Raw genomic sequence first — 26,948 nt, 5'->3', positions numbered from 1 at the left:
GTGTTCAGGACCCGGATGGGTACTCACGCGGCGGGAGCCTTTCCCTCTGGAACAAGGATGGCTCGGCGTCCTTGAGGATTCCTAACGTTCCAGCACTACGCCCCATCCCGGTGGGTCGCCAGGACGGCCTCGTCACTGACCCCCTTCAGAGTCCGGGTGCGCTGGAACGCCTCGCGTTGCTGCTGTGCCCCGGTTCCCCGGTGCGTGAGCTGTTTGAGCAGGTCAGTGACCCACTGCTCATCCCCGCAGTCCACCAACGCTGGGGTCAGGTGTTCGATGAACAGCTCCAACACCTGGCCGGCGGCGCAGGGTGTGGCGGCGATCGGGTGCAGCAGGTCTGCCTCGATTCCGGCCCGGCTGGCCTGCCAGCTGGCCAGCCGCAGCACGGAGGCGGGAACCGGCGCGGCAGGCTCCCCGGCGCGCCACTGCCGTGCGGCGGTCTCCACCAGGGCCCGGCTCAGGGCAGCCATGAGTACGGTGTCATCGGCCTGCAGGCAGACATCGGCTACCCGGATCTCCACCGTCGGATAACTGCGGGACAGGCGCGCATCCAGGTAGAGCATGGCCTCATCAAGGGGCACATTGGTGCCCAGCAGAGCGCGCAGGCTGCGGTGGTAGGCGTCGGCGGAGCCGTAGACCTCCGCCGGCCCGCCCATCGGCCACCGGCCCAGGGACTGGGTCCGGTAACTGGCATAGCCGGTGTCCTGCCCCTGCCAGAAGGGCGAATTGGCGCTGAGCGCGGTGACGACGGGCAGCCAGTTCCGGATCCTGTCCAGAACCGCCACACCCTCCTCGGCGGACTCCACGCCCACGTGGACGTGGCAGGCGCAGGTCAGCTGCTCCCGCGCGGTCACACCGAACCGTTCCGTAATCGCCTGCACCCGGGGCACCGGGGCAAGATGCGCAGTGAACGGAAGGACCGGCGTCGCAAGCGCAGCGGCCCTGGCCCGCACGCGGGCAGCGAGCCCGTCCGCCAGCGACCTGCCCGCAAGAATGTCCGCCCTCAGCTCCGCCAGGTCCGTGTGTACGGGAGTGATGACCTCAAGCTGTTCCAGCTGCAGCTCGGACACCAGCCGGATCCCCGAATCAGGGAGCACAGCAAGGCCAAGCAGCTCCTCGGCCCGGGGCACGGCGGCGCCGGTGTCCGCATCGAGCAGCAAGAGTTCTTCTTCAACCCCGAAGGTACGCACCTTGCCTACCCTATAGTCGTCAGGGCCGCAGGGAGGCCTGGTCCACCACGGCTCCCCTGCGGATCAGGCCGGAGGCTTCCCGGCAGGATTCGCCGAGCCCCGGCGGCATCCGCTCGGCTTTCGCCAGCTGATCCAGCAGATCGACGGTCCGCTTGGCCCAGTGGATGAAATCGCCGGCCGCCAGTTCGGTGTCCTGCAGTACCGTCTCCAGGCTTCCGCTGTCCGCCCACCGGTGCATGGCACGGACCAGGCCCAGCTGCGGCCGGAGGGTAGGGGTCAGGCCCCGCGCTTCTTCCTCGTCGCGCAGCCTGCTCCACTGCCGGATCGCCGCGTTGGTGGCGGCCTTCAGCGGCGTGGTGGGCATCCTGGGCCGGCTGCCCTGTTTGGCGGTCCGGGGCCGGTACACCAAGGCCGTGGCCATCCCGGCAAGTTCCGCCGGATCGAGGCCGGCAAGGGCACCGTCACCGATGGCCAGAGACACCAGCAGGTCCCTTTCGCCGTAAATCCGGCGCAGCCGGTGCCCGTCCGCGCCCAGGACCAGCTCCCCGTCCCTCTCCTTGAGGTAGCCGTAGTCCAGGAGGACATCGCACAGCCGGTCAAACGTCCGGGGGATGGTTTCGCCACGGCGTTGGTCCGCCTGGAACTGGGCGAACGAGTTCTCCAGGAGTTCCCGTGCCCCATTGCGCCCGAATTCCGCAATGAGGTTGACGCTCATGTTGTACGTGGGACGGAAACTCGAGATCAGCGGATAGGTCCGCTCCGTGGCCAGTCCCGCCACCACCGCCGGATCCGTGCCGGGCCGCCACAGGACGACGGCGTGGCCTTCCGTATCAATGCCGCGCCGTCCGGCCCGTCCCGTCAGCTGCGTATATTCGCCGGCGGTGATGTCGGTGCGGAATTCGCCGTTGAACTTCTCCAGCTTTTCCAGGACCACCGATCTGGCCGGCATATTGACGCCCAAAGCCAGGGTCTCGGTGGCGAAGACGGCCCTGACCAGCCCGTCGGCAAAGAGCTTCTCGACGACTTCCCGGAACGCAAAAACCATGCCGGCATGATGGGCGGCAAAACCCCGGCGGAGAGCGTCCCGCCATGCGGCGAATTCCAGCACGCGCAGGTCCGCCTCCGGGATACCGCGCACGGCCTCGTCGACCCGCCGCAGGATCTCCCAGCGCTGCGGCAACGTGGTCAGCCACATTCCGGACTCTGCGCATTCGCGGACGGCGGCGTCGCAGCCGGCCCGCGAGAAGATGAAACCGATGGCGGGCAGCAGGCCGTTCCCGTCCAGGCTCCTGATGACCCGGGGCCACCACGCCCCTCCGCGCGGACGGCCGCGCTGCAGCGCCCAGTCCCGTTCAAAACTCCGGGTGCGGCCGCGCTGTTCGTCGTCCGGTGCCGGCCGGCCGGCTCCCGACAACGTGGGCAGTGACAGCAGTTGCGGATTGATCCGGTGTTCCGGCGGAACGCCCTGCGCAGTGCCGCCCGGCGCATCAGCGTCCGCTGCCGCGGCAAACAGATCCAGGATTTCCGTGCCCACCATGACGTGCTGATGCAACGGCACCGGCCGGTACTCTGAGACGACGACGGCAGTCTCCCCGCGCACGCTATCCAGCCAGGCACCGAACTCTTCGGCATTGGAGACCGTCGCGCTCAGCGCCACCAACCGGACAGCTGCCGGCAGGTGGATGATGATTTCCTCCCAGACGGCACCCCGGACGAGGTCCGCCAGATAGTGCACTTCATCCATCACCACATAGCCCAGGCCCGCCAGCGCGGGCGAACCCCCATAGAGCATGTTCCGAAGGACTTCGGTGGTCATCACCACGACGTCGGCATCCGGGTTGATGCTGATGTCCCCGGTCAGCAGTCCAACGCTCCCGCTGCCGAACATGCCCGCCAGCTCGGAAAACTTCTGGTTGCTCAAGGCCTTGATGGGCGTGGTGTAGAACGCTTTCAGTCCGCGTTCCAAAGCCAGGAAGGCGGCGAACTCCCCCACCACCGTCTTGCCGGATCCGGTGGGAGCAGCAACCAGAACGCCCCGTCCGGCTTCCAGCGCACCACAGGCATCGGCCTGGAACGGGTCGAGTTCAAACCCGAGGCGGCCCCGGAACCGCTCCAGGCAGGTCCCGGGCGGGCCGACGGTGATGCCGGTGGACACGGTGGTGCGGCGGCGGAGGATGATGTGAAGACGGGAAGACTGTCAGCGGGAGAAAATAAGAGTTCCCGCGTAGGCCAGCAGCATGATCACGAACAAGGCCGTCATGCCAAGGATGAAACCCAGCCAGAGCCCAGGAACCCACCGTCGGGGCCCTCCCTCGTCATGGCCCTGGTCCCGGCTCATCTGGTCCTCGGCAGGAGGTGTTTCCCCCGGAGGCACCCCACCGCCCGGTTCCAGGCCGGTAATCCGCTGCTCTAAAGGATCCGGATTTGCATGCATACTCATGGTGCAGCCTCCTTTGTGGGTTCTTCGATATCTTCATGCGGCCGTTAGTCCAGGACACAGGCGATGGCGTCCGATGCCCCGTCACTGCTGAACGTGACCTCGGCGTTTGCGTCCGGGGCAGGCCAGTCGGAGTTCTCCTGGGCCACGCTGTTCAGGGCCATGATGTTCTCAGGTGATTCGAGCGAGCTTGTGGCAAAGACCGCCTCTTCCTGGTCCCCGGCGGTAGTGACCTGCAGGGCAACCATGTAGATGGAGTCGAAGTCCTCCGATTTCACTGCGGCACTCACTCCGGTGTAGGTAGCTTCCGGGCCAAGCCGTTCGGCAATGGCTTCGGCGGCAGCATCGGCGGCAACGCACCGGCTGCCGGCCTCCGTGGCAGCGCCGGTGGTGCTTTCGCCGGTGGCTGTCTGGGTTGCCGGAGGGCTGGGAGGAACGGCCGTAATGGTCTCGGTCGCGGGCGGGTTGGTTGCCCGGCAACCGGTGGCGGCCAGGACGACGATCGTGCCAAGCAGCAGTAGTGCCGATCGATTACTCATAGCCTCCAGTGTAGTGACTCATCTCACAGAAGGCAGGGTTTGTACCGAGCGACCTTCGCTCAGCCACCGCTGGCGGCAACCTGGCCCGGGGCCATTTCCCGACCGGGCGGGCTGCGCTAAAGTTCCTCTATCTGGTCACCCGGTTCCGGGCAACGCCTTCTCCGCCCAGGGAGGTCTGAACCATGTCCCACCAGCACCCTCCTGGCTCGCATGACGAGCACGGGCATCCGCACCTGATTGATCCGGAGCCGTGGGGCACCGGGGATCCGGCGGTGGAAGAGATCGTGCGGGGAGAGCCGAAGGCCCCGGAACAGGTGCCCGCGGGCGTCAGCCCCCGGCTCTACAACGAGGATCTGGCGCCCACCACGCGCAAGGGCCGCACCTGGCACGCCTACAGCATCTTCACCCTATGGGCCAACGACGTGCACTCGCTGGGCAACTACGCCTTCGCCATCGGGTTGTTCGCCCTGGGCCTGGGCGCCTGGCAGATCATGCTGGCCTTCCTGCTCGGGTCCGTCCTGCTGTTCCTGCTCCTGAACCTCTCCGGGGTCATGGGCGAACGGACCGGAGTGCCGTTCCCGGTCATGAGCCGGATCGCGTTCGGCGTGCGCGGATCCAACATCCCCGCCATCATCCGCGGCGCCGTGGCCGTGGCCTGGTTCGGCATCCAGACCTACCTGGCCTCGGTGGTGCTCCGGGTATTGGTCCTGGCCCTCGCCCCGTCGCTGGCGCCGCTGGATGCGAACTCCTTCCTTGGCCTGTCCACGCTGGGCTGGGCCGCGTTCCTGGCGCTGTGGGCGGTGCAGGTCGCCATCGTCAGCTTCGGCATGGAGATGATCCGCAAGTACGAAGCCGTCGCCGGCCCCATCATCCTGCTCACCATGCTTTCCCTGGCCGTGTGGATGTTCGTGCAGGCCGGCGGGTCCATCGCCTGGTCCACCGCGGATTCGCTGACCGGGGCCGAGATGTGGGTGCGGACCCTCCAGTCCGCCGCCCTGTGGGTGGTCATCTACGGCACGTTCGTGCTGAACTTCTGCGATTTCACCCGCGGCGCGCCCTCCGAGCGGTCGGTGGTGCGCGGCAACTTCTTCGGCATCCCCATCAACATGCTCTTCTTCGCTGCGATCGTCGTCGTCCTCTCGGGCGCCCAGTACAGGATCGACGGGACCGTCATCGAGTCTCCCACCGACGTCGTCAATGCCATCCCCAACACGTTCCTGCTGGTGCTGGCCTGCCTGGCCCTGATCATCCTGACAGTGGCCGTGAACCTCATGGCCAACTTCGTGGCGCCCATCTACACGCTGGCCCACCTGTTCCCCCGCACCCTGAACTTCCGCCGGGCCGCCATCGTCTCCGCCGTGATAGGCCTGGTGATCCTGCCGTGGAACCTCTACAACTCCCCTCTGGTCATCGTGTACTTCCTCGGCGGGCTGGGCGCGCTCCTGGGGCCGCTGTTCGGCGTCATCATGGCCGACTACTGGCTGGTCCGCAAGGGCCAGATCAACGTCCCGCAGCTGTACTCGGAATCCCCAGACGGGGAATACGCCTACCTCCGCGGCACCAACCGCAAGGCCATCATCGCGGGCACGCCGGCCGCCGCCGTCGCCCTGGTACTGGCCCTGGTCCCGGCGTTCACCTACATCTCCGGCTTCTCCTGGTTCATCGGCGCGATCCTGGCCGCCGTGATTTACCTGCTGATCATGGACCGCCACGCGACGTTCCACCAGGTCGACGGCGAGTCGATCGCCGTCGCCCCGAAGCACTGACCGGCTATCAGGCGGGAGGCCCCCGCTCCCCCGCACAACCCCGCCGCACTACCCGCACTACCCCCGCCGAAACCTCAGTTGTTGCTGAAAATGACTCCGAAAACCCGCAAAAACTGGGGTTTCGGCGGGGGGGTGCGGCAGGGCCGTTCCGCCGCGCACAGCCTTTAACCGGACCGATGGCGGGCCCAACGGTGCCCGCCATCGGTCCATTCGGGGCTACTTCTCCTCGTAGCCCCGCAAAGCCACGCCGAGGCCGAAGAAGGTGGGGGCCCACTGCCCGACGAAGATGCCCCATCGGTCCGCGCGGTCAATCCCTGCGCTCTCCGTCTTCTTGCTGGTGAACCAGGAAATGATGGACAGCCCAATCGACGCGAACGCGGCCATGTAGGCGTGCTCGCTCTTGATTCCCATGTCCGACAGCTTCTTCACTAACATTTCGCTTACTCCTTCACTTGTTTGTTTCTGTTTTGCCGTACCGGTTTACCTGTTGAATCGTCCTTGTGCAGCTTGTCCTGCACCGTGCCGGCCATCTTCTCCATGGCGTTGGGCAGTTCCGTGGTTCGTAGAACCGGGAATCCGGATGAGTGGGTGGCGGCATCGGCACGCCACTGTCCGGATTGGCCACTGCTTGTGGAAAACATCCGGTCAGACCTCCAAGACTGTCGCTTCGTTTCCGTCGAACAGGACGGACCCCTGCAGCCCGGAAAAATACTAAGGGTACTTACTTCCTATCATGGGAGGTTACGGGAGGGAAGGGTGGCGGTGGTCGAGGGCAGGGCCAGCGGAGTCGAAACCAGCCGTCCCAAGGTTTTTACAAGCTCGACTTACAACGATCAATCAGGCACATGTGCCATTCCTCCATGTGCAGGAAACCGCGTGAGTCCCCCAACGCGCAGGCCCTGCACATGGGCCCGCGCGGGCGCAGTGCGCGGACGTCTTGAACGGGGGCGTCCGGACAGCGAGCGGCGGCGGTACCACTGGGACCGCCGCCGCTCGTTTCCCTGCCTCTGGCGCAGACCCCTGCGGAGTCCGCTAAAGACCCAGCAGCCGGGGCACGGCAACGATGTCCGGGTGAATCCCGCGGTAGCTCAGCAGCAGATGCTCAATTGACCACCCATTCGTGCACGTGTTGCTGACCCAATATAGGTGGATCATTAAATCCTGACCAGATCTTTCGTTTTCCTTGTAGAAAGCCGGTCGTTGCCTTGAGCCTTATCCGGCAATCTGGGTTTTCCTCTTGGAACAGCTTCAAGACGGCGCAGGACGCTCCCGCGGTTTCGTCAGAGTCGACGAGGAGGCGCCTGCGCCAGCAGAGAGACTGACAGACAGACCAGGTAATGCTCCGGTAACGTATTGGCAATTAAATTGGCTCGACATGGCCGGACGGATTGGGCACCAATTCAGCAAGCCCGGCCATAAGACAGGTTGGACAGCAGTGACATTTGACGACAGGCAACAGTCCGCTCTTCCTGGTGCCCGAGGAGTGCTGAGCATCGAGATCTGGTCCGAGCCCGCTGCGGGGAATGCCTTCCGGGCCCGCTTGCTTCTCTCTCAGGCTTCCGAGGGGCAGCCGCAGATCGAGTATGCGAACACGCCGGAGGATGTCCTGCAATCGGTCCGGCAATGGCTGGCCTCACTGGCTGAACCTTCCGACAGCGAGTAACCCAACGAGCTACGGGCCCGGCTGCCGCAGACTGGTGACCAAGCGGACAAGGGCTTCGGTGGGCGCGATACCCATCTCGTCTTTCAGCTTGGCACGGTACCGTTCGAAGGCGCGCAGCGCGGAAGCGTTGTTGCCCAGTTTGTGTTCGGCAAGGATCAGGAGCCGGACGGCGCTTTCGTAGAGCGGCTCCAGTTCCACCGCGGCCTCCGCCGCCTCCAGCGCCGTCTCATAGTCCTGATTAGCCAGACCGTAACCGGCGACGGCGTGGAAGGCGTGCAGCCGCGCCTGCCGCAGCCTGGCCTGCTCATGGAGAACCCAGTCGTCGTACCAGCCGGGAAGCAGTTCAACGTCCCGAAGCCGGACGATCTGCGAGCGCACTGAGCCGTCGAGGCTGCCATGGTCCAGTTCCCGGATCAATGCAAGGACCTGGTGCAGGTCTGCTTCCACCGATTCACCGAGCGACAGAATGCCGTTGCGATTGACCAGCAGGCCCGGCACTTGATGCGTGATCGAATGCACCGCCACACGCAGGCTTTCCATGGCAAGGTGCTCAGGGCTTTCCGGCCACAGCAGTCCGCCAAGGTAGCTGCGGGGACGCGGGCCGTAAATGGCCAACGCGGTAATGAGCCGTTGTTGCCGTACCGCGACGTGCACGACGTCGTCGTTCCGGCGCAGTTGCCACGAGCCTAAGAGCGTCAGCTGAAAGCGGTCGCCCACGTCTTCCCCCTGTCCTGGCCCATCCATCCAGCAGTTGGAACGTTCCTGAATCTACCCCAGTTCATGCCGTATGGCACTGGCACCACTTCCCGCGAAACCTCAGCAGTTGTCAAGAATGAGTTCGAAAACCAGCAAAACTGAGGTTTCGCGGAAGGTGGGGAGAGGCGGAAGGTGGGGCGGGAGGTGGTGAAAGTCAGTCCAGGCCGGCGGCCTCCCACATTGCTCCGCTGCGGATGAGCTCTTCGGCGGCCTCTAGTTCCGGGGACAGGAAGCGATCGGTGCCGGGCCCGGGGACAGCGGAACGCAGCACCCCCAGAACCCGTGAAGCAGCAGGCCCCGGCTCCAGTGGTGCCCGCAGTTCCAGACCTCTACACGCGGCCACCAGCTCCACCGCCAGCACCCGGCGCAGGTTATCGACGGCCTTACGCAGCTTCCGTGCGGCGTGCCAGCCCATGGACACGTGGTCCTCCTGCATGGCCGAGCTCGGAATAGAATCCACCGACGCCGGCACGGCCAGCCGCTTGTTCTCCGACACCAGCGCGGCCTGCGTGTACTGCGCGATCATCATCCCCGAGTCCACGCCGGGATCATCGGCCAGGAACGCCGGCAACCCGTGCGAGCGCGCCGGGTCCAGCAGCCGGTCCGTCCGCCGCTCGGCAATGGAACTCACGTCCGCCACAGCGATGGCCAGGAAGTCCAGCACGTACCCCACCGGCGCCCCGTGGAAGTTGCCGTTAGAGCTGACCCGGCCGTCGGGCAGCACCACGGGATTGTCAATCGCGGCGGCCAGCTCCCGGGACGCCACCAAATGCGCGTACTCCACGGTGTCCCGCGCGGCGCCGGCCACCTGCGGTGCGCAGCGCAGCGAGTAGGCATCCTGTACCCGCGTATCCCCGACCCGGTGCGACGCCACAATCGGCGAATCCGCCAGCACGCGCAGCATATGGTCGGCGCTGACGGCCTGCCCCGGGTGCGGCCGCAGGGCCGAGTGCAGCTCCGGCAGGAACACCTGGTCCGTGCCCAGCAGCGCCTCCACGGACAGCGCGGCCGTCAAGTCCGCCACATCCAACAAGGAACGCAGGTCTGCGATGGCCAGCAGCAGCTGCCCGAGCATCCCGTCTGTGCCGTTGATCAGCGCCAGGCCTTCCTTTTCCGCCAGAACCACCGGTGAAATCCCCGCCGCCGCGAGCAGTTCCGGCACGGGACGCACGACGCCGTCGGGCCCTTCCGCTTCCCCCTCGCCCATGAGCACCAGGGCGCAGTGGGCCAGCGGCGCCAGATCGCCGGAGCAGCCGAGCGATCCGTATTCGCGCACCACCGGGGTGATGCCGGCGTTGAGCACGGCGAGCATGGTTTCCAGCACCACCGGCCGCACGCCGGTCACGCCGGAGGCCAGGGTCTTGGCGCGCAGGAACATCAGCGCGCGCACCACCTCCCGCTCCACGGCCGGGCCCATGCCGGCGGCGTGCGAGCGGATGAGCGACTTCTGCAGCTGCGACCGCTTGTCCTGCGGGATATGCCGGGTGGCCAGCGCGCCGAAGCCGGTGGAGATGCCGTAGGCGGGGGTTTCGGAGGCGGCGAGCGCGTCGATGTGCCGGCGGACCTCCTCCAGCCGGGCGCGGGCGGCGCCGTCCAGCACCACGGTGGCGTTGTCGCGTGCGACGGCGACAACGTCCTCGAGTGTCGTGCCGGCGGCTCCCGACCTAATGGTTTTTGGACGGATGCCGGTACGGGCTTCAAGTCGGGCGGGGTTCATGATGTTGCTTTCGTTTGGTGGGTCAGATGGGCCGGCAGTGGCGCCAGGTCTGCCGGATGAGGGGCACGCCGGGGCGGTAGGCCAGGTGGATGTGGGAGGGGGCGTCGAGCAGGCTGAAGTCCGCGCGGGCGCCGACAGTGAGCCGGCCGATGTCCGTCCGCCGCAGCGCCTGCGCGCCACCGGCGGTGGCGGCCCAGAGGGCCTCGTCCGGGGTCATGTGCATATCCCGCACGGCGACGGCGATGCAGAACGGGATGTTGGTGGTGTAGCTGGAGCCGGGGTTGCAATCGGCGGCCAGGGCCACAGTGATGCCCGCGTCCAGGAACCGACGCGCGTCCGGATACACCGCCCGGGTGGAGAACTCCGCGCCGGGCAGCAGCGTCACCACGGTCGAGCCGCCCGCGAGCGCCTCGATGTCCGCCGCGGAAGCGAACGTGGCATGGTCCGCGGATGCCGCACCGAGTTCCACCGCCAGCTGCAGGCCGGGGCCGCGTTCCAGCTGGTTGGCGTGCAGCCGCGGCAGCAGCCCGTGCTCCATGCCGGCGGTCAGAATCGCCTTGGCCTGGTCCGCGTCAAAGGCGCCGCGGTCGCAGAAGACATCCACCCACTTGGCATGCGCAGCACAGACCGGGATCATCTCCCGGATCACCAGGTCCACGTAATCATCGGAACGCGAACGGTATTCGGCAGGCACCACGTGAGCTCCCAGGAACGTCGTCTCCTCGGTAAAGGACCGGGCAATGCACAGCGAGCGCAGCTCGTCCGCAAGAGTGAGACCGTACCCGGACTTCATCTCCATGGTGGTGGTCCCGGAGCGCGCGGCCTCGTCCACCAGCCGGGACACATTGCCGGCCAGCTCCTCATCGGACGCGCCCCGGGTGGCGGCCACCGTCGTCGCAATTCCGCCGGCAGAGTATGGGCGCCCGGCCATCCGGGCGGCGAACTCCTCGGCGCGGTCCCCGGCGAAGACGGGGTGCGCGTGGCTGTCCACGAAGCCCGGGATCACCGCCCGGCCCCCGGCATCCACCCGGGAGTCAGCAGCCCCGGACGGCACGGAAGTTGACGGGCCCACCCAAGCGATGCGGCCGGCGTCGTCCGTGACCAGGGCGGCATCGGTGAGGATCCCCAGCGGACCGCGGCCAAGCGACGGATCGTTGGTGACCAGGGAGCCGATGTTGGTGACCAGCAGGGACATTACCCCTCCCGCATCGGGAGGCGGACGCCGCGCTCGGCGGCGACGTCGACGGCCCGCTGGTAGCCGGCGTCGGCGTGGCGGATGATGCCCGTGCCCGGGTCGTTGGTGAGCAGCCGCTCCAGCTTCGCGGCAGCCAGCTCAGTGCCGTCTGCTACGGAGACCTGGCCGGCGTGGATGGAGCGGCCGATGCCGACGCCGCCGCCGTGGTGGATGGAGACCCAGGTGGCGCCGGAGGAGGTATTGAGCAGGGCGTTGAGCAGCGGCCAGTCGGCGATGGCGTCCGAGCCGTCGGCCATGGCCTCGGTCTCGCGGTATGGGGAGGCGACGGAGCCGGAGTCCAGGTGGTCGCGGCCGATCACGATCGGCGCGGAGACCTTGCCCTCGGCCACCAGCTTGTTGAAGAGCAGGCCGGCCCGGTGGCGTTCGCCGTAGCCCAGCCAGCAGATGCGGGCGGGCAGGCCCTGGAACTGGACGTGTTCCTGCGCGGCGGTGATCCACTGCTTGAGGTGCTGGTTCTGCGGGAAGAGCTCCAGGATGGCGCGGTCGGTGACCTCGATGTCCTTGGGGTCGCCGGAGAGCGCCACCCAGCGGAACGGGCCCAGGCCCTCGCAGAACAGCGGGCGGATGTAGGCGGGGACGAAGCCGGGGAAGTCGAAGGCGCGCTCACAGCCGCCCTTGCGGGCCTCGTCGCGGATGGAGTTGCCGTAGTCAAACACCTCCGCGCCGCGGTCCTGGAATTCCACCATGGCCTGCACGTGCTGGGCCATGGAGGCCTGGGCCTTCCGGGTGAAGCCCTCCGGGTCCCCTTGGGCCTCGGCGTGCCAGTCCGCCACGGAGATGCCGATGGGCAGGTAGCTCAGCGGATCGTGCGCGGAGGTCTGGTCCGTGACGATGTCCACGTCCACGCCGCGGCGCAGCAGCTCCGGCAGCACCTGGGCCTGGTTGCCCACCAGGCCCACGGAGAGCGCGCGCCGCTCGGCCTTGGCGGCCAGCACCATCTGAAGCGCGGCGTCCAGGTCCGTCTCCACCACGTCCAGGTAGCGCGTGGCGGCGCGGCGGCGCAGGCGGGATTCGTCGACGTCGACAATCAGCACCGCTCCCCCGTTCAGGGTGACGGCCAGCGGCTGGGCGCCGCCCATGCCGCCGCAGCCGCCGGTGACGGTCAGCGTGCCGGCCAGGGTCGCCCCTTGTTCTGCGAACCTTTTGCGTGCGACGGCGGCGAAGGTCTCGTACGTGCCCTGCAGGATGCCCTGGGTACCGATGTAGATCCAGGAGCCTGCGGTCATCTGCCCATACATGGTCAGGCCCTCGGCCTCCAGCCGGCGGAATTCCGGCCAGGTGGCCCAATCCCCCACCAGGTTGGAGTTGGCGATCAGCACGCGCGGTGCCCACTCATGCGTGCGGAAGACGCCCACTGGCTTGCCGGACTGGACCAGCAGCGTCTCGTCCGCATCCAGGGTCTGCAGCGTGCGGGTGATCGCGTCGAACGCCTCCCAGCTGCGCGCGGCCCGGCCGGTGCCGCCGTACACCACCAGGTCATCCGGGCGTTCGGCGACCTCCGGGTCCAGGTTGTTGTGCAGCATGCGCAGCGCCGCCTCGGTCTGCCAGTTCTTCGCGGTCAGCCGGGTGCCGCGGGCGGCCCTCACGGGCCGGGCTCCGGGAAGTGCCATCGTGGGTCCTGCTTTCGTTCTCTGAGGTTCTGGAGAGCGGGTGCCCGCGGTCTCCGGTGACCGGGGGCGATCCGCTGATGTATCCATGGAACCGCTTTTGGAGCGCCCGAGCGAGGGTTTTTAAGTGGCGTTGTCCTGGATTACAGACAGCGGGAACTGGCGGTTGAGGGACGCCTGCCAAGGCGAATTCGAAACCAAGCGGCGGTAGTTGAGCGGCGATGGTTGAGCGGAGCGCAGCGGAATCGAACCCAAAAGAACGAAGGCGGTGCGTGGCTAAGCGCCGAAGGTTGAGGAAGGCCCGTCACGGCCCATTCGGATCCGAGTCCGCAGAGCCTGCCCCCAGAAAGCGGGTAGCTGCAAATGGACATCCCCGCAAAGCAGAAGGGCTTTGATGAAGCATGGACCAGTAACGTTTGGATAACGGCCCTATTGCAAATCTTAGAGCGTCGTGTAGATGCAACCCCCCAAATGGCCGCTGCAATGCGGCATGAACTGAGAGTATAGGCGATACAGATGGCAATTCGTGAGGATGAAATTCAGTTCGATGAACGAGGAGGCATTTTCAAGCCGAGAGGAACCTGGCGCTACGACGATACACACGAGGTGCCAGGTACTCTAAAGTTCAATGTTGCGAATGGCTCTGGAGAATGGGTGGAGTTTGATATAGCTGCAGACTATCCCACCACACTTCCCATCTGGCGTTCCGGGAAACTTGGCAATAACCGGTCGGCGAGTATTTCCTTGGAACTGAAGTACCATATTGACAAGGTAATAAAAATCAAAAGATGGCGACCTGGAGTGTTTGGCATTCCCGGCGACGGTGGCGGTGATATAAGGTTCAATGTCCCAGATTATGGAGACGTCATTATCGAGATCTCCTGTATCGGCTAGCTTTGTCCTGGTTGGCTGGCATATTCATCAGGGCTCCAAGATCCGGTCAGTTAGGGCCGGTAACCGCGCATGAAAGTGAAATGACCAGTCTCGCGTTTACCGAGGCGGTGAGCGCATTGCCTAAGCTAGCTTCGACCGCACAGTACGCGCTCCGGATGTCGACACCGGTGAGCGACGACGAAGCTTTTCATCGCACCGGATTCGGTGACTTTCCGATCGCTCCAGACAGCGACGACGAGGGTAAGAATGGATTCGCTCCGCAGCCACCAAAGTAAGGGCGACTTGCCCTTCCCTGCCGGCGGATGAAGCTTCTTCCGGCTGAACTTTGGCCCGCTTCCTTCTGGGACAACATCATGAACAAGACTTCGCGCATTGTGCTAATTCTCGGGATCCTTCTGCTCTCAAGCTGCAGCTCGACAGACGCTCCAATTCAGCCCGAGTCACCCCAGGTCTCGACAACTGCTACAGACAAGCAAAATTCGCGCCCACCGGCGGCGCCCATACCCCGGCCTGCAACGACCGAAGCTGGCTCACCCATCCCCCAGGCACCTACCAGTCGGGCGGAACCAACCGAGGAGGTGCCAGTGATCCCCCAAACACCTACTAACCCATCCGTACCCATGACTCCGCGTCCGAACCTGCCAGTTGCACCTAGCCTCCCCCCGGCCCCGCCAGCCGAACCTAACGAACCACCGGTCCTGCCGGCTGTACCTAATGAACCGCCGGTTCAACTTGTGGGAATGTGGAATGGCGGGCCCGGGGACAGTTCAGATTGGTGGCTTGAAATCGGGCAGGATGGATCCTACGTATGGGCCAATGACGAATTGGGATGGTTCGATCAGGGATACATAACCGTTGAAGATTCTGCCATCACTTTCACGTCAACTTTAGGCGCGCCTGTGATACAGGAAAGATGGAGTGTCGATAATTCCATAATTGGTCCGATTCTGAACCTTGGAACTTCATCCTACGTTCAAGGATGAATATATATGGAGTCACTAACTATTTTCGAAGCATTCTGATGCTCCGCCAGATAAACATCAAACGGAAACTTCCCCATGGATCATCAGGAGTAAAGGAAATTGCCATGGTCCGACCCAATTCCGGTGCTGCGGCCCGAAAATCACTTGGAGTAATTCGACTTACTTTTGGAACCGTTGCCCTGATCGCACCCCACGTACTAGTCCGCAGGTTCCCGGAATACGGAGGGAACGGGACAGCAGCGAAATACGCATTCCGGCTGTTCGGCGTCAGGACTATTGTCATCGGTCTAGAACTGCTGCTCCTCAAAGGCTCTGCGCTGGACCATGCGACCAATCTCGCCCCTGTTATCCATGGAAGCGATACCATTGCGGCTTTCCTGGCCGCGAGATACGGCAAGCTGCCGAAGCGAATCGGCATCATGCTTGTCACCGTATCAGCATTCAATACGGTGCTGTCTTTCCTGGCCCGCAAACGCTAGGTCCCTTTGCTCTAAGGGGAAGGAGATCAGCCATGGTCTTCCCGTACCGGAGTGACACCGCAGTCGGCCGTTCCCGCTCTGTTCCCGCCCCAGAATCTAGACAGAGGCCTGAGCTAGGCGACCGGTCATCAGAATATGACTACGTTGTCGTCGGGTCGGGAGCCGGCGGCGGGCCTATCGCAGCGAACCTGGCCGAGGCCGGGATGAAAGTGCTCTTACTCGAGGCCGGCGGCGACGACCACTCGTTCAATTATCAGGTTCCCGGATTCCATGCTGCGGCAACCGAAGACATTCGGCAGCGCTGGGACTACTACGTCAGGCACTATTCAGATGACCGCCAGCAATTGCTGGATGAAAAATTCGTTGCGGAAGAGGACGGGGTCCTGTATCCACGGGCGGGAACATTAGGGGGCTGCACCGCCCATCACGCCATGATTACGGTCTGCCCCCATAACCGCGACTGGGATCAGCTCGCCGAGTTAACCAAAGACCCGTCATGGAACAGCAGGCGGATGCAACGGTACTTCGAACGGCTCGAACGGTGCCATTATGTACCGCCGCCTCTGCTGCCGCCGCGTTGGCTGGCTCCTTTCCCCTGGCTCGGACGCATCCCCTTGCTGTCCGACCGCTTCACGAACCGCAGTCGGCATGGCTTTAGCGGCTGGCTGGGCACGAGCCTCGCCAGTCCCTGGCTGGCACTCGGTGACCGGCAGTTGCTCAAGATTATTGCAGCGGCAGCCGAAGAATCGCTCAGTCACTTCCTGAAACGACCGTTGGCGCCTCTGGAAGGACTGAATACGTTCTTTGATCCCAATGACTGGCGGGCACGGGAGAAGAACGCCCAGGGGGTCTGGTTCGTGCCGATGGCAACCAGTCGGGGCCGCAGAAACGGAACCCGTGAGCGGATCCGAGCTGTGGCGGAACAATACCCGGACAATCTGGAGGTACGCACCCACTGCCTCGCCACCAAGGTCCTCATCGACAACAAAAGGGCGATCGGGGTGGAGTACATTGAGTCCCCGCATGCCTACCGCGCTGATCCGCGCGCCGACGGGGACGGTATGCTTCCGGCAGTCCGTCACGTGTATGTCCGGCGGGAGGTGATTCTTGCAGCAGGTGCGTTCAACACTCCTCAGCTTCTCCTGCTGTCGGGCGTCGGACCGGCCCAGGACATGAGGAAGCACGGAATCGAAGTGCGGGTTGACCTGCCGGGCGTGGGCAAGGGACTTCAGGACCGCTACGAAGTCGGCGTCGTGTCGGAAATGAAAACGGACTTCCCTCTGCTGTTGGGAAAATCCTTCACCGCTCCTGTGCCGGGATCGGATCCCGAGCCCGCCTTTCAGGAATGGGAGAAAGGTGAGGGGGTCTACACCAGCAATGGTGTCGTCGTCGGCATCACGGCAAAATCCAGTCCGTCGCGGCCGGACCCGGATCTGTTCATTTTTGGACTTCCCACGCGGTTCACCGGTTACTACCCCGGCTATTCCCGGGCGCTGGAGGGAGCCCGGAATTTCTTCACCTGGGCAGTTCTAAAGTCCCATACCAACAACACCGCAGGATACGTCACGCTACGTTCGGCCGATCCGCGCGATAAGCCGGAAATCAACTTCCGGTATTTTACCGAAGGCAATGACAGCGGCGAGGATCTGGAGGCCGTGCTGGCCGGCGTCCGGCTCGCCCGCAGGATCATGCGCAACGCCGGCACCGTGACCGAACGGGAAATCGTTCCGGGACCGTCGCTGCAGTCGGCGGAGGACTTGCGGACCTTCATCAGGAACCAGGCCTGGGGCCACCACGCATCCTGCACCTGCAGGATCGGCAAACCCGACGATCCGATGGCCGTCGTCGATGCCCGGTTCCGGGTAAAGGGCGTCTCACATCTGCGGGTCGTCGATGCCTCCATCTTCCCGTCCATACCCGGCTTCTTCATCGCCACGGCAATCCATATGGCCGCAGAAAAGGCCAGCGACGTCATCCTGTCCGATGTCAGCGTCCTGACCCGTCTGGCCAGTCGCATGAGCCGGCACGGGGCTTCGAACGTTTTCACCCACAGAACGACAAGGATTCCTAGGACATAGTCATGCACTTCATACGCCCTCAGATTCTCAGAAACATACGAAGCTCCTCGCGGTCACAGGAGCCGCAGAAGTACCACGACTCGATATTCTGGCGTAGCTATGAGAGTTCGGCCGCATTCCTGGACCGAACTATCGGCTGGGACCGGTTGCCCGGATTTCTCGGCCTGGCCGTCCTTGTCGGCCTCAGAACCACGCTGCGGAAGCACAACCTCTTCGACACCAATGTCCTGCCCGCAACTCTGCCGTATCCAGGATCATCTGCCGCTCCCGGGTCACCGTTCCGGTTCCGCAGCGCCGACGGCGCGGACAACGACCTGACTGACCCGTCCATGGGGAAAGCCGGCACCCGCTTCGGCCGGAATGTTCCCCTGGAAAAGACCGGTCAAAGGCCGGAGGAGTTACTCTCCCCCAATCCGCGGGAAGTCAGCCGGGCTTTGCTGACGCGCGACAAACTCATTCCCGCAACTTCAGTCAATGCACTCACCGCCGCTTGGCTCCAGTTCATGATCAGCGACTGGTTTGACCACGGCGAAGGACTCGACAGCGACCGGTGGGAGATCGAACTGCTCCAGGACGACCCCTGGACCGAGCGGCCTCTCCGCATCCGCCGCACGATCCCGGATCCGACCCGTTCCCCGGACGATACAGCACCGCCCACCTTCATCAACACCGAAACCCACTGGTGGGACGCCTCGCAGCTCTACGGGAACAATCTGCAACAGCAGCGGGAATTCCGCTCCGGTACCAGTGGACAACTCCGCATCGGCGACGATGGACTGCCCCCTCGACCCGCCGGCACCACCGAGGACCCCACCCACAAGCCTGGCTTCTGGCTGGGCCAACTGATGCTGCAGACATTGTTCCGGCTCGAGCACAACTCCATCTGCGACCGGCTGCGCGCGGAATATCCGACCTGGTCCGATGAGGAGTATTTCCAGCGGGCTCGGCTCATCAATGCCGCCCTGATTGCCAAGATCCACACAGTGGAATGGACCCCGGCTGTCATCAGCCACCCGACGACGGCCGCCGCCCTTCGACTCAACTGGTGGGGCCTCCAGGGGGAGCGCCTCCACCGATACTTCGGCCGTCTGAGCAACAGCGAAGTCATCAGCGGAATTCCGGGTTCCCCGACAAACCACTATGGAGTGCCCTATGCCATCACCGAGGAATTCGCCGCGGTCTACCGTATGCATCCGTTGATTCCGGATGACTATGCCTTCCGCAGCGTGGAGGACAACCGTCCGCTGTGGCACGCCACGCTGCGGGATCTAGCCGGTCCTGTCGGCTCTTTTGCAGCCCTGCAAAACGTGTCGCTGACCGACGCGCTCTATACCTTCGGCACGATGCACCCCGGCCTCGTCACGCTGCACAACTTCCCGAAGTTCCTGCAGACCTTCGAACGCCCGGACGGTGAATTGATGGATCTGGCCGCCACTGACATTCTCCGCGAACGTGAACAGGGCGTACCCCGATACAACGAATTCCGCCGGCTCCTGCACCTGAAACCCGCCCGGTCCTTCGAAGAGCTGGCACAGGACGCCGATGATGTGGCAGCCCTGCGTAGGCTCTACGGAAACGACATCGAGAAGGTTGACCTCCTGGTCGGATTATTCGGTGAGAGGCGTCCCCGCGGCTTCGCGTTCAGTGACACCGCCTTCCGGATTTTCATCCTGATGGCCTCCAGGCGCCTGAACAGCGACCGATTCTTCACCGTCGATTACCGCCCGGAGGTCTATTCGCAGGCTGGGCTGAACTGGATTGCCGACAACACCTTCGGCACGGTCCTGGCCAGACACTTTCCCGAACTCGCAGCTCCCCTGCAGGGACTGAAGAACGCCTTCACCCCGTGGCAATACCCGGTTCCGCAGCCATGAACGCCCAACCGCATCGGGAGTTGCGCCTGGCGTTGGTCTGCACCGGCGGGGTATCTCTGGCCGTCTACATGTTCGGCATTTGCCGGGAAATCCAGGAACTGCTGGTGGCTTCAGCGGTCAACTGGCACGGCCGGCCCGAAGACGGCGCCGAGGGAACGAGACGGCTGTACCGGGAGGAGCTGGCTCGCGCCGGCGAAGACCGGAAGGAGCCCCTGAGGGTTGTCCTCGATGTCATCTCCGGCACCTCCGCCGGCGGCATCAACGGGGTGTACCTGGCCAAAGCCGTGGCCGGGGACCTTTCCCAGGCGCCTCTGCGGGAGCTTTGGCTCAATCAGGGGGACATCAAGAAGCTGCTCGCCGGTTTCGGGCCATCTTGGTTCCGGCTGGGCCTGTTCGGAGCACGCCTGCTGTTCAGTCGCGGGGAAACCAAGGCGGCCCCCCTGCGCGGCGACCGCATGGTCAGCAACCTTTATCAAGGGCTCTGCCAGATGGATACAGTCGGCCCGCGGCCGGGCGGACACGGCACGCTCATTGAAGTCGGGGAATCGCTGGACCTCTTTGTCACCCTCACCGACGGCCGCGGATATCGCAGGTATGTCACCGTTTCTCCGGACAGCCAACCGCTGCGCGACCGCACTCACCGGCATGTGCTGCATTTCCAGACATTCGCACCGAACGGACCGGCGCGGCCGCTGCAGCCGCATCAGAGAAACCAGTTCGCACCGAACTACAACGCAGACCTGACCTTTGCGGCGCGGGCAACGTCAAGCTACCCTGGCGCATTCCCTGTCGTCACGCTCGACGAGTTCACCAAAGCCCTCAGGCAGAACGGCGGCGGCTCCTTCGATGTAGAGCGGTTCGCCCGGGAATTCTTCGCCGAATACACCGAATGGGATGACCATCCCCGCAACACTTGGTTTGTGGATGGCGGGGTTCTGGACAATCACCCCTTCGAGTACGCCATCAGAGCCATCGACCGTAAGCCCGCCGGCTCCGAAGTCGACCGCCGCATCATCTACATCCAGCCGGAGCCGACTCTGGCACCCCCGGCAGGTGAACCGGCACGGAACGCAACCGCACGGCGGGCCGCCGGCAAACCAAACTGGCTCGGCACCGTCCTGGCGGCGCTCTCCGGCATCCCGCGCAACGAACCCATTTTGGATGAGATTTTCACCATCCGGCACCGCAATGAGCGAATCCGCAGGCTCACCGAACTTGCAGCCGAGCGCCTGCCGGAAATCCAGGCCACGCTGTCCGGCCACGACCTTTGGAATGAAGGTAAATCAGACTACGGGGACATAGTTCGAGTCATCCGGGACATGCACAGCGAAGCGGATTGCAGGCTCGGGGATAACCTGGAAACCTACCAGAAGCTGCGCCTCCAATCAGTGGCCCGCAGCTTCAGCGATCTCACCGCTGCGGCATTCGGCTACCCAGAGAGTTCCAGCGCCGCTGCGTTCCTCCGGGAGGCACTCACGCAGTGGATCGGAAACCTCGCGGAGGTCCGGGAACACCGATCCACCGGCGTCAATGCCTTCCTGCGCCAGTACGACCTTGCATTCCGCGAACGAAGACTGAAATTTGTCCTCGCGGGTCTAAACGAGCTCTACACGTCTGGAACAACCTCCCCCAGCCGGGCGGAAGTGGACCAGGCCAAGGCCAGAACTTATCAGGCGCTGCAGCGGCTGTGGGACATCCCCGGCAGAATGGGCGAAGACCTTGAGACCGAAGTATCCGGGCTTTTCGGTCCGGCAACGCTCAAGCCGTGGCTGGCAAAGGACCCCCGGGAATACGTCAAAAAGCACGCGGCCCAGCTCGAGAAGGTCATGGAGCATGTCAGGAACTGGATCAGCGAAGAACTCATAGACTTCAGTCGGGACCTCTGGGCTGATCTCCAGGCCGAAACCGAGTCTTGGCCCGAGCCCGTCCGCGGCAGCCTGCTGGCCCGTTTCGCTGGTTTCCCGCTCTGGGACATCACCAGTTTCCCGGCCATTGCACTGACCCAGATCCAGCAGTCCGCACAGATCAGGGTGGACCGCTTTAACCCGGACGTGGCGCGCGCCCTGCCCTGGGACGGCCCCAAAATCCTCAGCACCAGCTGGGGGCGGTTCGGAGGGTTCTTTCAGCGCCGACGCCGCGAAAACGACTATCTGTGGGGCCGCTTGGACGGCGCTGAATTGTTGATGCGCTTGATGAATCCCAACATCACAAACAAACAGCTCGCCGCAGCGTTTCACACCATCCTCGCTGAAGAGCAAGCGCTGCCGGCGCTGCGGGGATCCGGACCCAAGGACCTGCGGCCCTTACTGGAACGGGCCATCGCCAGACTGGAGGAACAGGCTGCCGCGACAGGAGCAGGAAAGTTGACGCCGGCAAACATGGCCAAGGCCGCTGACCCCTAATCAGCGTCCTGAGCAGCAGACCGCAACCACCCCGGCCGTCCCAGTCGACGTATCAGCAGCATTAACTCACATGGTTTAAGGATTGTCCGATGAATCTGGATTCACTTCCCGATGAAGTACTAGCCTCGATCGAGGTCCGGAACTTTTGGCGGCGCCAGGTTGCCAACGGCGGAGCGGAGCTGGAGTTCCTCGTCTCCGACCTGGCCAGATGGGTGCCCGGTTCAGCGGTGAGGGTCGCATTCCTCGACGGCGACACCCGGCTCCACGAAGACATCGCGAACGCCACCCGCCAAATCACCGACGCGTGCAATCTGGAGCTGGACTTCGGCCGCTCTGGTTCCGGCCAGTACCGCCGATGGCAAGAGAACGATACACAGTACTCTGCCGAAATCCGGGTCAGCTTTGACCTGGGCGGGTATTTCTCACTGGTCGGCACTGACAGCAACGACCCGACGATCGGAACCCCAAACAGCTCCGTGGGCGGCCGACCCTGCCAGCGCAGCCTCAATCTCGGCGGGTTTGCCGCGGCCCAGCCCCCGGGATGGGAAGGGACGGTCCGCCACGAGTTCCTGCACGCGCTGGCCTTCCACCACTCGCATCAGAATATGCGCGGTACCTGCCAGCAGGAGTTCCGGTGGGACGACGACGACGGTTACCTTCCAACTCAGGACCCCCGCGGCGTCTTCGTTCCCGACGGGCAGGGACGACGTCCGGGGATCTACACCTATCTCGCCGGCGCACCCAACCACTGGCCTCGCAACAAAGTCGACCACAACCTGCGCACCCAGGAGGACCCAGATCTGATCGCCGGTCCCTTCGATAAGGAATCAGTCATGCTGTACCGATTCCCGCCGTTCTTCTACAAAACCAATCCGAGCAGCTGCGCACCAGCCGGCAACGGAATCAACCTGTCCAATGGTGACAAGCGCGGCCTGACACTCCTGTACCCGCACGAGGTTGACGCCCTGTCCGCCCTCCAGCAACGGGCCTCCGCAGCCTTCGATGCCGTAGAGGCAGCCGCCGGAGCCGGCTTGGAATCCGCCGACAGCCTCGACGGGGCACTTCGGGACAGAGCGGCCGAACTGCTGAGCGCCTTCTCCGGCCTGCCTGTCTGAAGGAGCATGCCATGTCCGCCGAAAAGAATTCCGCTGCACAGCCATCGCCTTCGAACGAGGAACTGCTGGCGGCCCTGCGCCGGTTCATCAGAACGCAAGGCAATGACTACTTGAAGGATCCGAACATTTCCTCCATCGGCGTCGGCTACAAAGTCACCGACGGGAGACCAACGGAGACCATTTCGCTCCAGTTCACCGTCGATGAGAAAGTCGGACCGGAAGAGCTGGAATCCCTCGACACCACAGCGATACCGCAATCGATTGAAGTCGACGGCGTCACTGTGCCCACAGATATTATCGAGCGCAGCTACGAGCCCTCGTTCCATGTCGTGGCCGAACCGGAAACGCCCCGGGGTAAGGGCCGCGTCGACCCCATCGTGCCCGGCGTCAGCGTGGCACACACCAAGGTCAGCGCGGGCACGATCGGCTGCATCGTATACGACAAGAACGATGGGACGCCGCTGATTCTCAGCAACTGGCACGTGCTGCACAGCCCCCACGGAGCCCTCGGGGACGACGTCGTCCAGCCGGGTCCGCTGGATGACAACCGGATTAACCGCAACCGCCTTGGCCGACTGATAAGGTCCTACCTAGGCATTGCCGGTGACTGCGCAGTCGCCTCCATCGAGGAGCGCCGCTTCGAACCGGGCATCGACGGGCTGGGGGTCGCACCCGAACTGCTGGGAGTGCCAGAGCTGGGTGACAAGGTCGTCAAGTGCGGCCGCACAACCGGAGTGACGCACGGTATCGTCCGACGCATCGAAACCATGGTCAAGCTGTCCTACGATTCCGCAGGTGAGCACACCATCGGCTGCTTTGAAATCGGTCCCGACCCGGTCACCCCGGCCGCCGATGCTGAGATCAGCAAAGGCGGTGACTCGGGCGCAGTCTGGATGTTCAAGGACACTGACGGAGAAGCCAGTCCGGTGATCGCAGGGCTCCATTTCGCCGGCGAGACCGGAAGCAACCCTGACGATCATGCCCTTGCCTGCCTGCCTGAGCCGGTGTTCGAAAAACTCGGAATCTCCCTGCAGGCTCCAGCACCCGCGGCGGCAGCCGAGACTGCAAACAGCGGATATGACAACGGCTTTCTCGACCGCCGGATCGATCCACCGACCGTCGACCCGGCCTTGCGGGAAGACGCTATCTCCCTCGACGGGTCCGAAGTCGTCCCGTACACGCACTTCTCACTGACGCTCAGCAAATCGAGGCGGCTCGCGCGGTGGGTCGCTTGGAATATCGACGGCGGCACGCTGAAGAAGATCAGTCGGAAAGGGCTGGACTTTGTCTACGACGACCGCATCCCGGACCGGTACCAGCACGGCAACGAGCTTTACCGCGACAACAACCTCGACCGCGGACATCTCGCCCGCCGCGCCGACGTGCTCTGGGGCCCCATGCCTGAAGCGCAGCATGCCAACAAGGATTCGTTCTGCTTCACGAACATCGCGCCGCAGATGGAGGACTTCAACCAAAACAGCCAGAACGGCGTCTGGGGCCGGATCGAGGACGCACTGTTCGCCGACGTCGATGTCGCCAACCTGAAGGTCAGCGTCTTCGGTGGACCGGTCTTCCACGACGACGACCGCCGGTACCGGGACGCGCAGATCCCGCGCGAGTACTGGAAGATTCTCGCCTACGTCGAACAGGGACATCTGAAGAGCCGGGCATTCCTGCTGACCCAAAACCTCAACCAAGTGGAGGCACTTGAGCTCGACGAGTTCCGCGTTTTCCAGGTTTCCCTGTCCGAAATCGAGGAACGCACGCACTTGCGGTTCCCCGATGAACTACGGAACGCTGACACGTTCACAGCCCCAGAATCTCTTCGCGTCCGACGACCCCTCAACAGTCCCTCCGACATTGAGTGGTGAGATCTGTTTATTCGGGAACGTGATGATTCCACGAAAGCGAAGCCTAGATCCCTGGGGTTGGTTAGGCCAAGGGCTGGAGGTCTTGGGGCTGGAGGTCTTGCAAACGGAACCTGTGCGAGCTATCGAAGCATCTGTGCCCCTAGATCCGTGGGACTACTGAGGTAATGCAGGAAACTACGGAACGAAGATGCTGTGTTTGAGGTTGGTGTCCGCGCGGATGATTTCTTGGAGGACCTGGGCTTTCTGATTGATGATGTCGCCAACCATCAATTCCCATTGGCTGTGGTAGCTATCTTCCGGAAGCGGTGGGGTGTCTGGATACACCAGCACTTCCAAGGTGTCAGTATTGAAGTGCCGCTCAAGGTCGGCCTTCAATCCGGCTCTGTTTTCGCGAGTGAATTGGTAGAGCTGATCAATCCTCTTCGCATAGTTTTCCCATAGTTCGTGCAGATGGGCGCCGCCACTCGTTTGATCATAATAGATGTCAATCTTGGTCGTGATCTGTTCCTTTTCAACTGCCCATTGCTTGTAGGAGGCTTGTGGTTTCTCGCTGAAGCGCATGTCCATCACGAAGGTGACGAGTGCGTCATTGATTTCCTTGACAAGTTCGTCCTTTATCTCCAGCTCCTCAGCATGGACCTGCCATGTATGGGACACATGGGGAACCAAGACGCCGGTAAAAACTGCCGCGAATACCAGCAGGATGAATGGGTGAATCAGATGCTCTTTAGTCTCCGGTGAAGGCGGCCACCACTTACGCCAGCCTTTTCTTTCCTTGACTGTGCCTTCGCCTTCACCTCGCGATTTCGCGGAGCCGGTGTCGATTGTCATTTCGTTGACCTCGTGCTTGTGGTGCCTTCTGGGCACGGACACCTATTTCGTTGAAATAAATTCGGTAGCTGGTGGGCTCTCATTGGTTCCATCGTCAGCAGCAATGTACAAGTACGTGTGTTACCAGTGCGTTACCTCACCGCACAGACACCTACCGTCCGTACCAGCCTGTCAACCGGGACGCCATGGCGGCCTTTATGTACCGCCTGAGCACCCAGCCGACCAACAACTGGCAGCGTCTGCGAACAAGAGCCCCGGCGTGATCTCACGCCGGGGCTCTTGTCGTCAGCTCTCAGATCGATCAGACGTACGCACCCTGGAGTCAGTCATACCGCTGTCCCGCCGGGTTCGACGGCAGCAGCATGAAGATCAGCAGAGCCAGTGCCCCCAGGAATGGCACCAGCACGATCAGGATCAGCCAACCGCTCATGTTGACGTCGTGCAGCCGCCGCGCGGCCAATGCCAGGAACGGCACAATGGTGGCCAGTCCCCAGATTATGGCCAGGATGCTTCCAATCACGGCCCCGGGCCCTGTTGCCGTAACGAAGAAACTGGTTTCCGTGGTGGTGCCGCCGGAGTAGATGATGAGCTGCAGGACGATGCTGACTACGATGGCGACCAGGAACCACCACCAGTATTCGCTCCTGCTGGCTTGGCCATCAAACATGGCGTACTTCTTGAAGAAGCGCCGCACCGCCGCGGCGAACGTAGCCCCGGAGTACGGCGCCCACAGCGGCGGTTCAGCATGGTTTGTCGGCGTGCCTGGAGCCGGTTGCTGCGGATAAGTCACGGTTCCCCCTGTTACTGGTGATGCCAGTGACGACCAGATCATCCTGGGCACGCGAGAAACTCAGTGGAAGGGCTCGGCCCATTTGGCTGAGCGGAGCGCCAGCGGAGCCGAAGCTAAGAAAGAACGACGGCGGCAGCTCCCATCACGGCCTCCGTCACCTTACGGATGCAACCAGCAGGAAATAAACCCGCGCCAGACACTGTCACAGGTTGGGGTCTGCGTCGATCACGTCCTGCAGAATGTCTCCCTTGAGGTCGACAATTTGGTTAACGAGGTCCTGCCAGGCTTGCCGGTGCTCCTCTCCCGGGCCGCCGGCCGGTGCCGGGGCGGCGAGAACCTCCAGGCTCTCGGTCCGGAAGCGCAACTCGACCAGATCAACCAACTCATTTCTGTGCTCGGTCATCGGACGGTACAGCTCATCAATTCTGTGTGAGTAGTCGTCCCAGTCTTGGTGGAGTTCCGAATCATCGTCGCCTGCCCACGGAATGTGCGAGTCGTTTGTGCCCTCGAAGTACACGCGGGTCTTGGTATTGATCTGCTCCGTTTCGACCGACCAGTCCGTGTAGGCAGCAGTGAGAGCCGCGGGGTCCCGGTTGAACCGCATGGCCATGACAAAGGTCAGGAGGCTTTCGTTGATCTCTTCAACAAGTTCGTCACCCCCTATTCGGTAACACCTCGATAACGGTCCCCGGTAGAAACTA

22 protein-coding genes are annotated in these 26,948 nt (G+C 63.6%); 9 read left to right on the top strand and 13 right to left on the bottom strand.

Annotated features, from left to right (window positions below):
- Nucleotides 1-95 precede the first annotated feature (95 nt).
- The 4 genes from AC5RWU_RS10655 to AC5RWU_RS10640 are packed head-to-tail and all read right to left on the bottom strand — an operon-like array spanning nucleotide 96 to nucleotide 4,166.
- On the bottom strand, nucleotides 96-1,190 hold the full coding sequence (locus AC5RWU_RS10655) for a glutamate--cysteine ligase (protein WP_494030653.1): 1,095 nt from the start codon (nucleotides 1,188-1,190) through the stop codon (nucleotides 96-98).
- A 19-nt stretch (nucleotides 1,191-1,209) separates the two neighbouring features.
- Nucleotides 1,210-3,345 carry a DEAD/DEAH box helicase gene (locus AC5RWU_RS10650; protein WP_494030652.1) on the bottom strand — a complete coding sequence of 712 codons (2,136 nt, stop codon included), beginning with the start codon at nucleotides 3,343-3,345 and terminating at the stop codon, nucleotides 1,210-1,212.
- Between the two features lie 42 nt (nucleotides 3,346-3,387).
- Nucleotides 3,388-3,630 (bottom strand): DUF6480 family protein, encoded by a 243-nt coding sequence (locus AC5RWU_RS10645; RefSeq protein ID WP_494030651.1) that lies wholly within the window; start codon nucleotides 3,628-3,630, stop codon nucleotides 3,388-3,390.
- Nucleotides 3,631-3,674: 44 nt separating this feature from the next.
- The gene (locus AC5RWU_RS10640) at nucleotides 3,675-4,166 is read right to left on the bottom strand and encodes a hypothetical protein (RefSeq protein WP_494030650.1); all 492 of its coding nucleotides are present in this window, start codon (nucleotides 4,164-4,166) and stop codon (nucleotides 3,675-3,677) included.
- Nucleotides 4,167-4,348: 182 nt separating this feature from the next.
- On the opposite strand from AC5RWU_RS10640, the gene AC5RWU_RS10635 reads away from it, so the two are divergent.
- On the top strand, nucleotides 4,349-5,932 hold the full coding sequence (locus tag AC5RWU_RS10635; RefSeq protein ID WP_494030649.1) for an NCS1 family nucleobase:cation symporter-1: 1,584 nt from the start codon (nucleotides 4,349-4,351) through the stop codon (nucleotides 5,930-5,932).
- Nucleotides 5,933-6,148: 216 nt separating this feature from the next.
- Here AC5RWU_RS10635 and AC5RWU_RS10630 read toward each other — a convergent pair whose 3' ends face one another.
- Nucleotides 6,149-6,367: a hypothetical protein gene (locus AC5RWU_RS10630; protein ID WP_494030648.1), complete on the bottom strand. Its 219-nt coding sequence runs from the start codon at nucleotides 6,365-6,367 to the stop codon at nucleotides 6,149-6,151.
- A gap of 5 nt (nucleotides 6,368-6,372) precedes the next feature.
- Nucleotides 6,373-6,573, bottom strand: coding sequence for a hypothetical protein (locus AC5RWU_RS10625; RefSeq protein ID WP_494030647.1), 201 nt, complete (start codon nucleotides 6,571-6,573; stop codon nucleotides 6,373-6,375).
- A gap of 842 nt (nucleotides 6,574-7,415) precedes the next feature.
- Between AC5RWU_RS10625 and AC5RWU_RS10620 the strand changes: the two genes are divergently transcribed.
- Nucleotides 7,416-7,595 (top strand): hypothetical protein, encoded by a 180-nt coding sequence (locus AC5RWU_RS10620; protein WP_494030646.1) that lies wholly within the window; start codon nucleotides 7,416-7,418, stop codon nucleotides 7,593-7,595.
- Nucleotides 7,596-7,604: 9 nt separating this feature from the next.
- Here the strand turns inward: AC5RWU_RS10620 and AC5RWU_RS10615 are convergent, their stop codons facing one another.
- The 4 genes from AC5RWU_RS10615 to hutU form a co-directional block, all read right to left on the bottom strand.
- Nucleotides 7,605-8,312, bottom strand: a complete 708-nt coding sequence (locus AC5RWU_RS10615; RefSeq protein WP_494030645.1) for an AfsR/SARP family transcriptional regulator — start codon at nucleotides 8,310-8,312, stop codon at nucleotides 7,605-7,607.
- A gap of 193 nt (nucleotides 8,313-8,505) precedes the next feature.
- Nucleotides 8,506-10,068: a histidine ammonia-lyase gene (gene hutH / locus AC5RWU_RS10610; protein WP_494030644.1), complete on the bottom strand. Its 1,563-nt coding sequence runs from the start codon at nucleotides 10,066-10,068 to the stop codon at nucleotides 8,506-8,508.
- A 22-nt stretch (nucleotides 10,069-10,090) separates the two neighbouring features.
- Nucleotides 10,091-11,263: an imidazolonepropionase gene (gene hutI / locus AC5RWU_RS10605; RefSeq protein WP_494030643.1), complete on the bottom strand. Its 1,173-nt coding sequence runs from the start codon at nucleotides 11,261-11,263 to the stop codon at nucleotides 10,091-10,093.
- Nucleotides 11,263-12,933 (bottom strand): urocanate hydratase, encoded by a 1,671-nt coding sequence (gene hutU, locus AC5RWU_RS10600; protein ID WP_494030642.1) that lies wholly within the window; start codon nucleotides 12,931-12,933, stop codon nucleotides 11,263-11,265. The genes hutI and hutU overlap by 1 nt, the downstream gene beginning before the upstream one ends.
- 513 nt (nucleotides 12,934-13,446) lie before the next feature.
- Here hutU and AC5RWU_RS10595 point away from each other — a divergent pair.
- The 7 genes from AC5RWU_RS10595 to AC5RWU_RS10565 all read left to right on the top strand — a co-directional run bounded on the left by AC5RWU_RS10595 (nucleotide 13,447) and on the right by AC5RWU_RS10565 (nucleotide 24,626).
- A complete protein-coding gene (locus AC5RWU_RS10595) occupies nucleotides 13,447-13,824 on the top strand; it encodes a hypothetical protein (RefSeq protein ID WP_494030641.1) in 378 nt (125 codons plus the stop codon).
- 1,021 nt (nucleotides 13,825-14,845) lie between these two features.
- On the top strand, nucleotides 14,846-15,286 hold the full coding sequence (locus AC5RWU_RS10590; RefSeq protein WP_494030640.1) for a hypothetical protein: 441 nt from the start codon (nucleotides 14,846-14,848) through the stop codon (nucleotides 15,284-15,286).
- Nucleotides 15,287-15,495: 209 nt separating this feature from the next.
- Complete coding sequence (locus AC5RWU_RS10585) at nucleotides 15,496-17,364, top strand: GMC family oxidoreductase (RefSeq protein ID WP_494030639.1); 1,869 nt, start codon at nucleotides 15,496-15,498, stop codon at nucleotides 17,362-17,364.
- A 146-nt stretch (nucleotides 17,365-17,510) separates the two neighbouring features.
- Nucleotides 17,511-19,238, top strand: coding sequence for a peroxidase family protein (locus AC5RWU_RS10580; protein ID WP_494030638.1), 1,728 nt, complete (start codon nucleotides 17,511-17,513; stop codon nucleotides 19,236-19,238).
- Nucleotides 19,235-21,640: a patatin-like protein gene (locus AC5RWU_RS10575; protein WP_494036983.1), complete on the top strand. Its 2,406-nt coding sequence runs from the start codon at nucleotides 19,235-19,237 to the stop codon at nucleotides 21,638-21,640. Before AC5RWU_RS10580 ends, AC5RWU_RS10575 begins: the two co-directional genes overlap by 4 nt.
- Nucleotides 21,641-21,729: 89 nt before the next feature.
- Entirely contained in the window at nucleotides 21,730-22,755 is a 1,026-nt protein-coding gene (locus AC5RWU_RS10570) for a zinc metalloprotease (protein ID WP_494030636.1), read from the top strand.
- An 11-nt stretch (nucleotides 22,756-22,766) separates the two neighbouring features.
- On the top strand, nucleotides 22,767-24,626 hold the full coding sequence (locus AC5RWU_RS10565; RefSeq protein ID WP_494030635.1) for a DNA/RNA non-specific endonuclease: 1,860 nt from the start codon (nucleotides 22,767-22,769) through the stop codon (nucleotides 24,624-24,626).
- Nucleotides 24,627-24,800: 174 nt separating this feature from the next.
- Here AC5RWU_RS10565 and AC5RWU_RS10560 read toward each other — a convergent pair whose 3' ends face one another.
- The 3 genes from AC5RWU_RS10560 to AC5RWU_RS10550 all read right to left on the bottom strand — a co-directional run bounded on the left by AC5RWU_RS10560 (nucleotide 24,801) and on the right by AC5RWU_RS10550 (nucleotide 26,857).
- Nucleotides 24,801-25,457 (bottom strand): hypothetical protein, encoded by a 657-nt coding sequence (locus AC5RWU_RS10560; protein ID WP_494030634.1) that lies wholly within the window; start codon nucleotides 25,455-25,457, stop codon nucleotides 24,801-24,803.
- Nucleotides 25,458-25,779: 322 nt separating this feature from the next.
- A complete protein-coding gene (locus AC5RWU_RS10555; RefSeq protein WP_494030633.1) occupies nucleotides 25,780-26,247 on the bottom strand; it encodes a DUF805 domain-containing protein in 468 nt (155 codons plus the stop codon).
- A 202-nt stretch (nucleotides 26,248-26,449) separates the two neighbouring features.
- Nucleotides 26,450-26,857 (bottom strand): hypothetical protein, encoded by a 408-nt coding sequence (locus AC5RWU_RS10550; RefSeq protein ID WP_494030632.1) that lies wholly within the window; start codon nucleotides 26,855-26,857, stop codon nucleotides 26,450-26,452.
- Between the last annotated feature and the right edge of the window lie 91 nt (nucleotides 26,858-26,948).

It is taken from the genome of Arthrobacter sp. B0427-1-12, from assembly GCF_059092905.1.
This window is presented reverse-complemented; position numbering and strand designations above follow the sequence as displayed.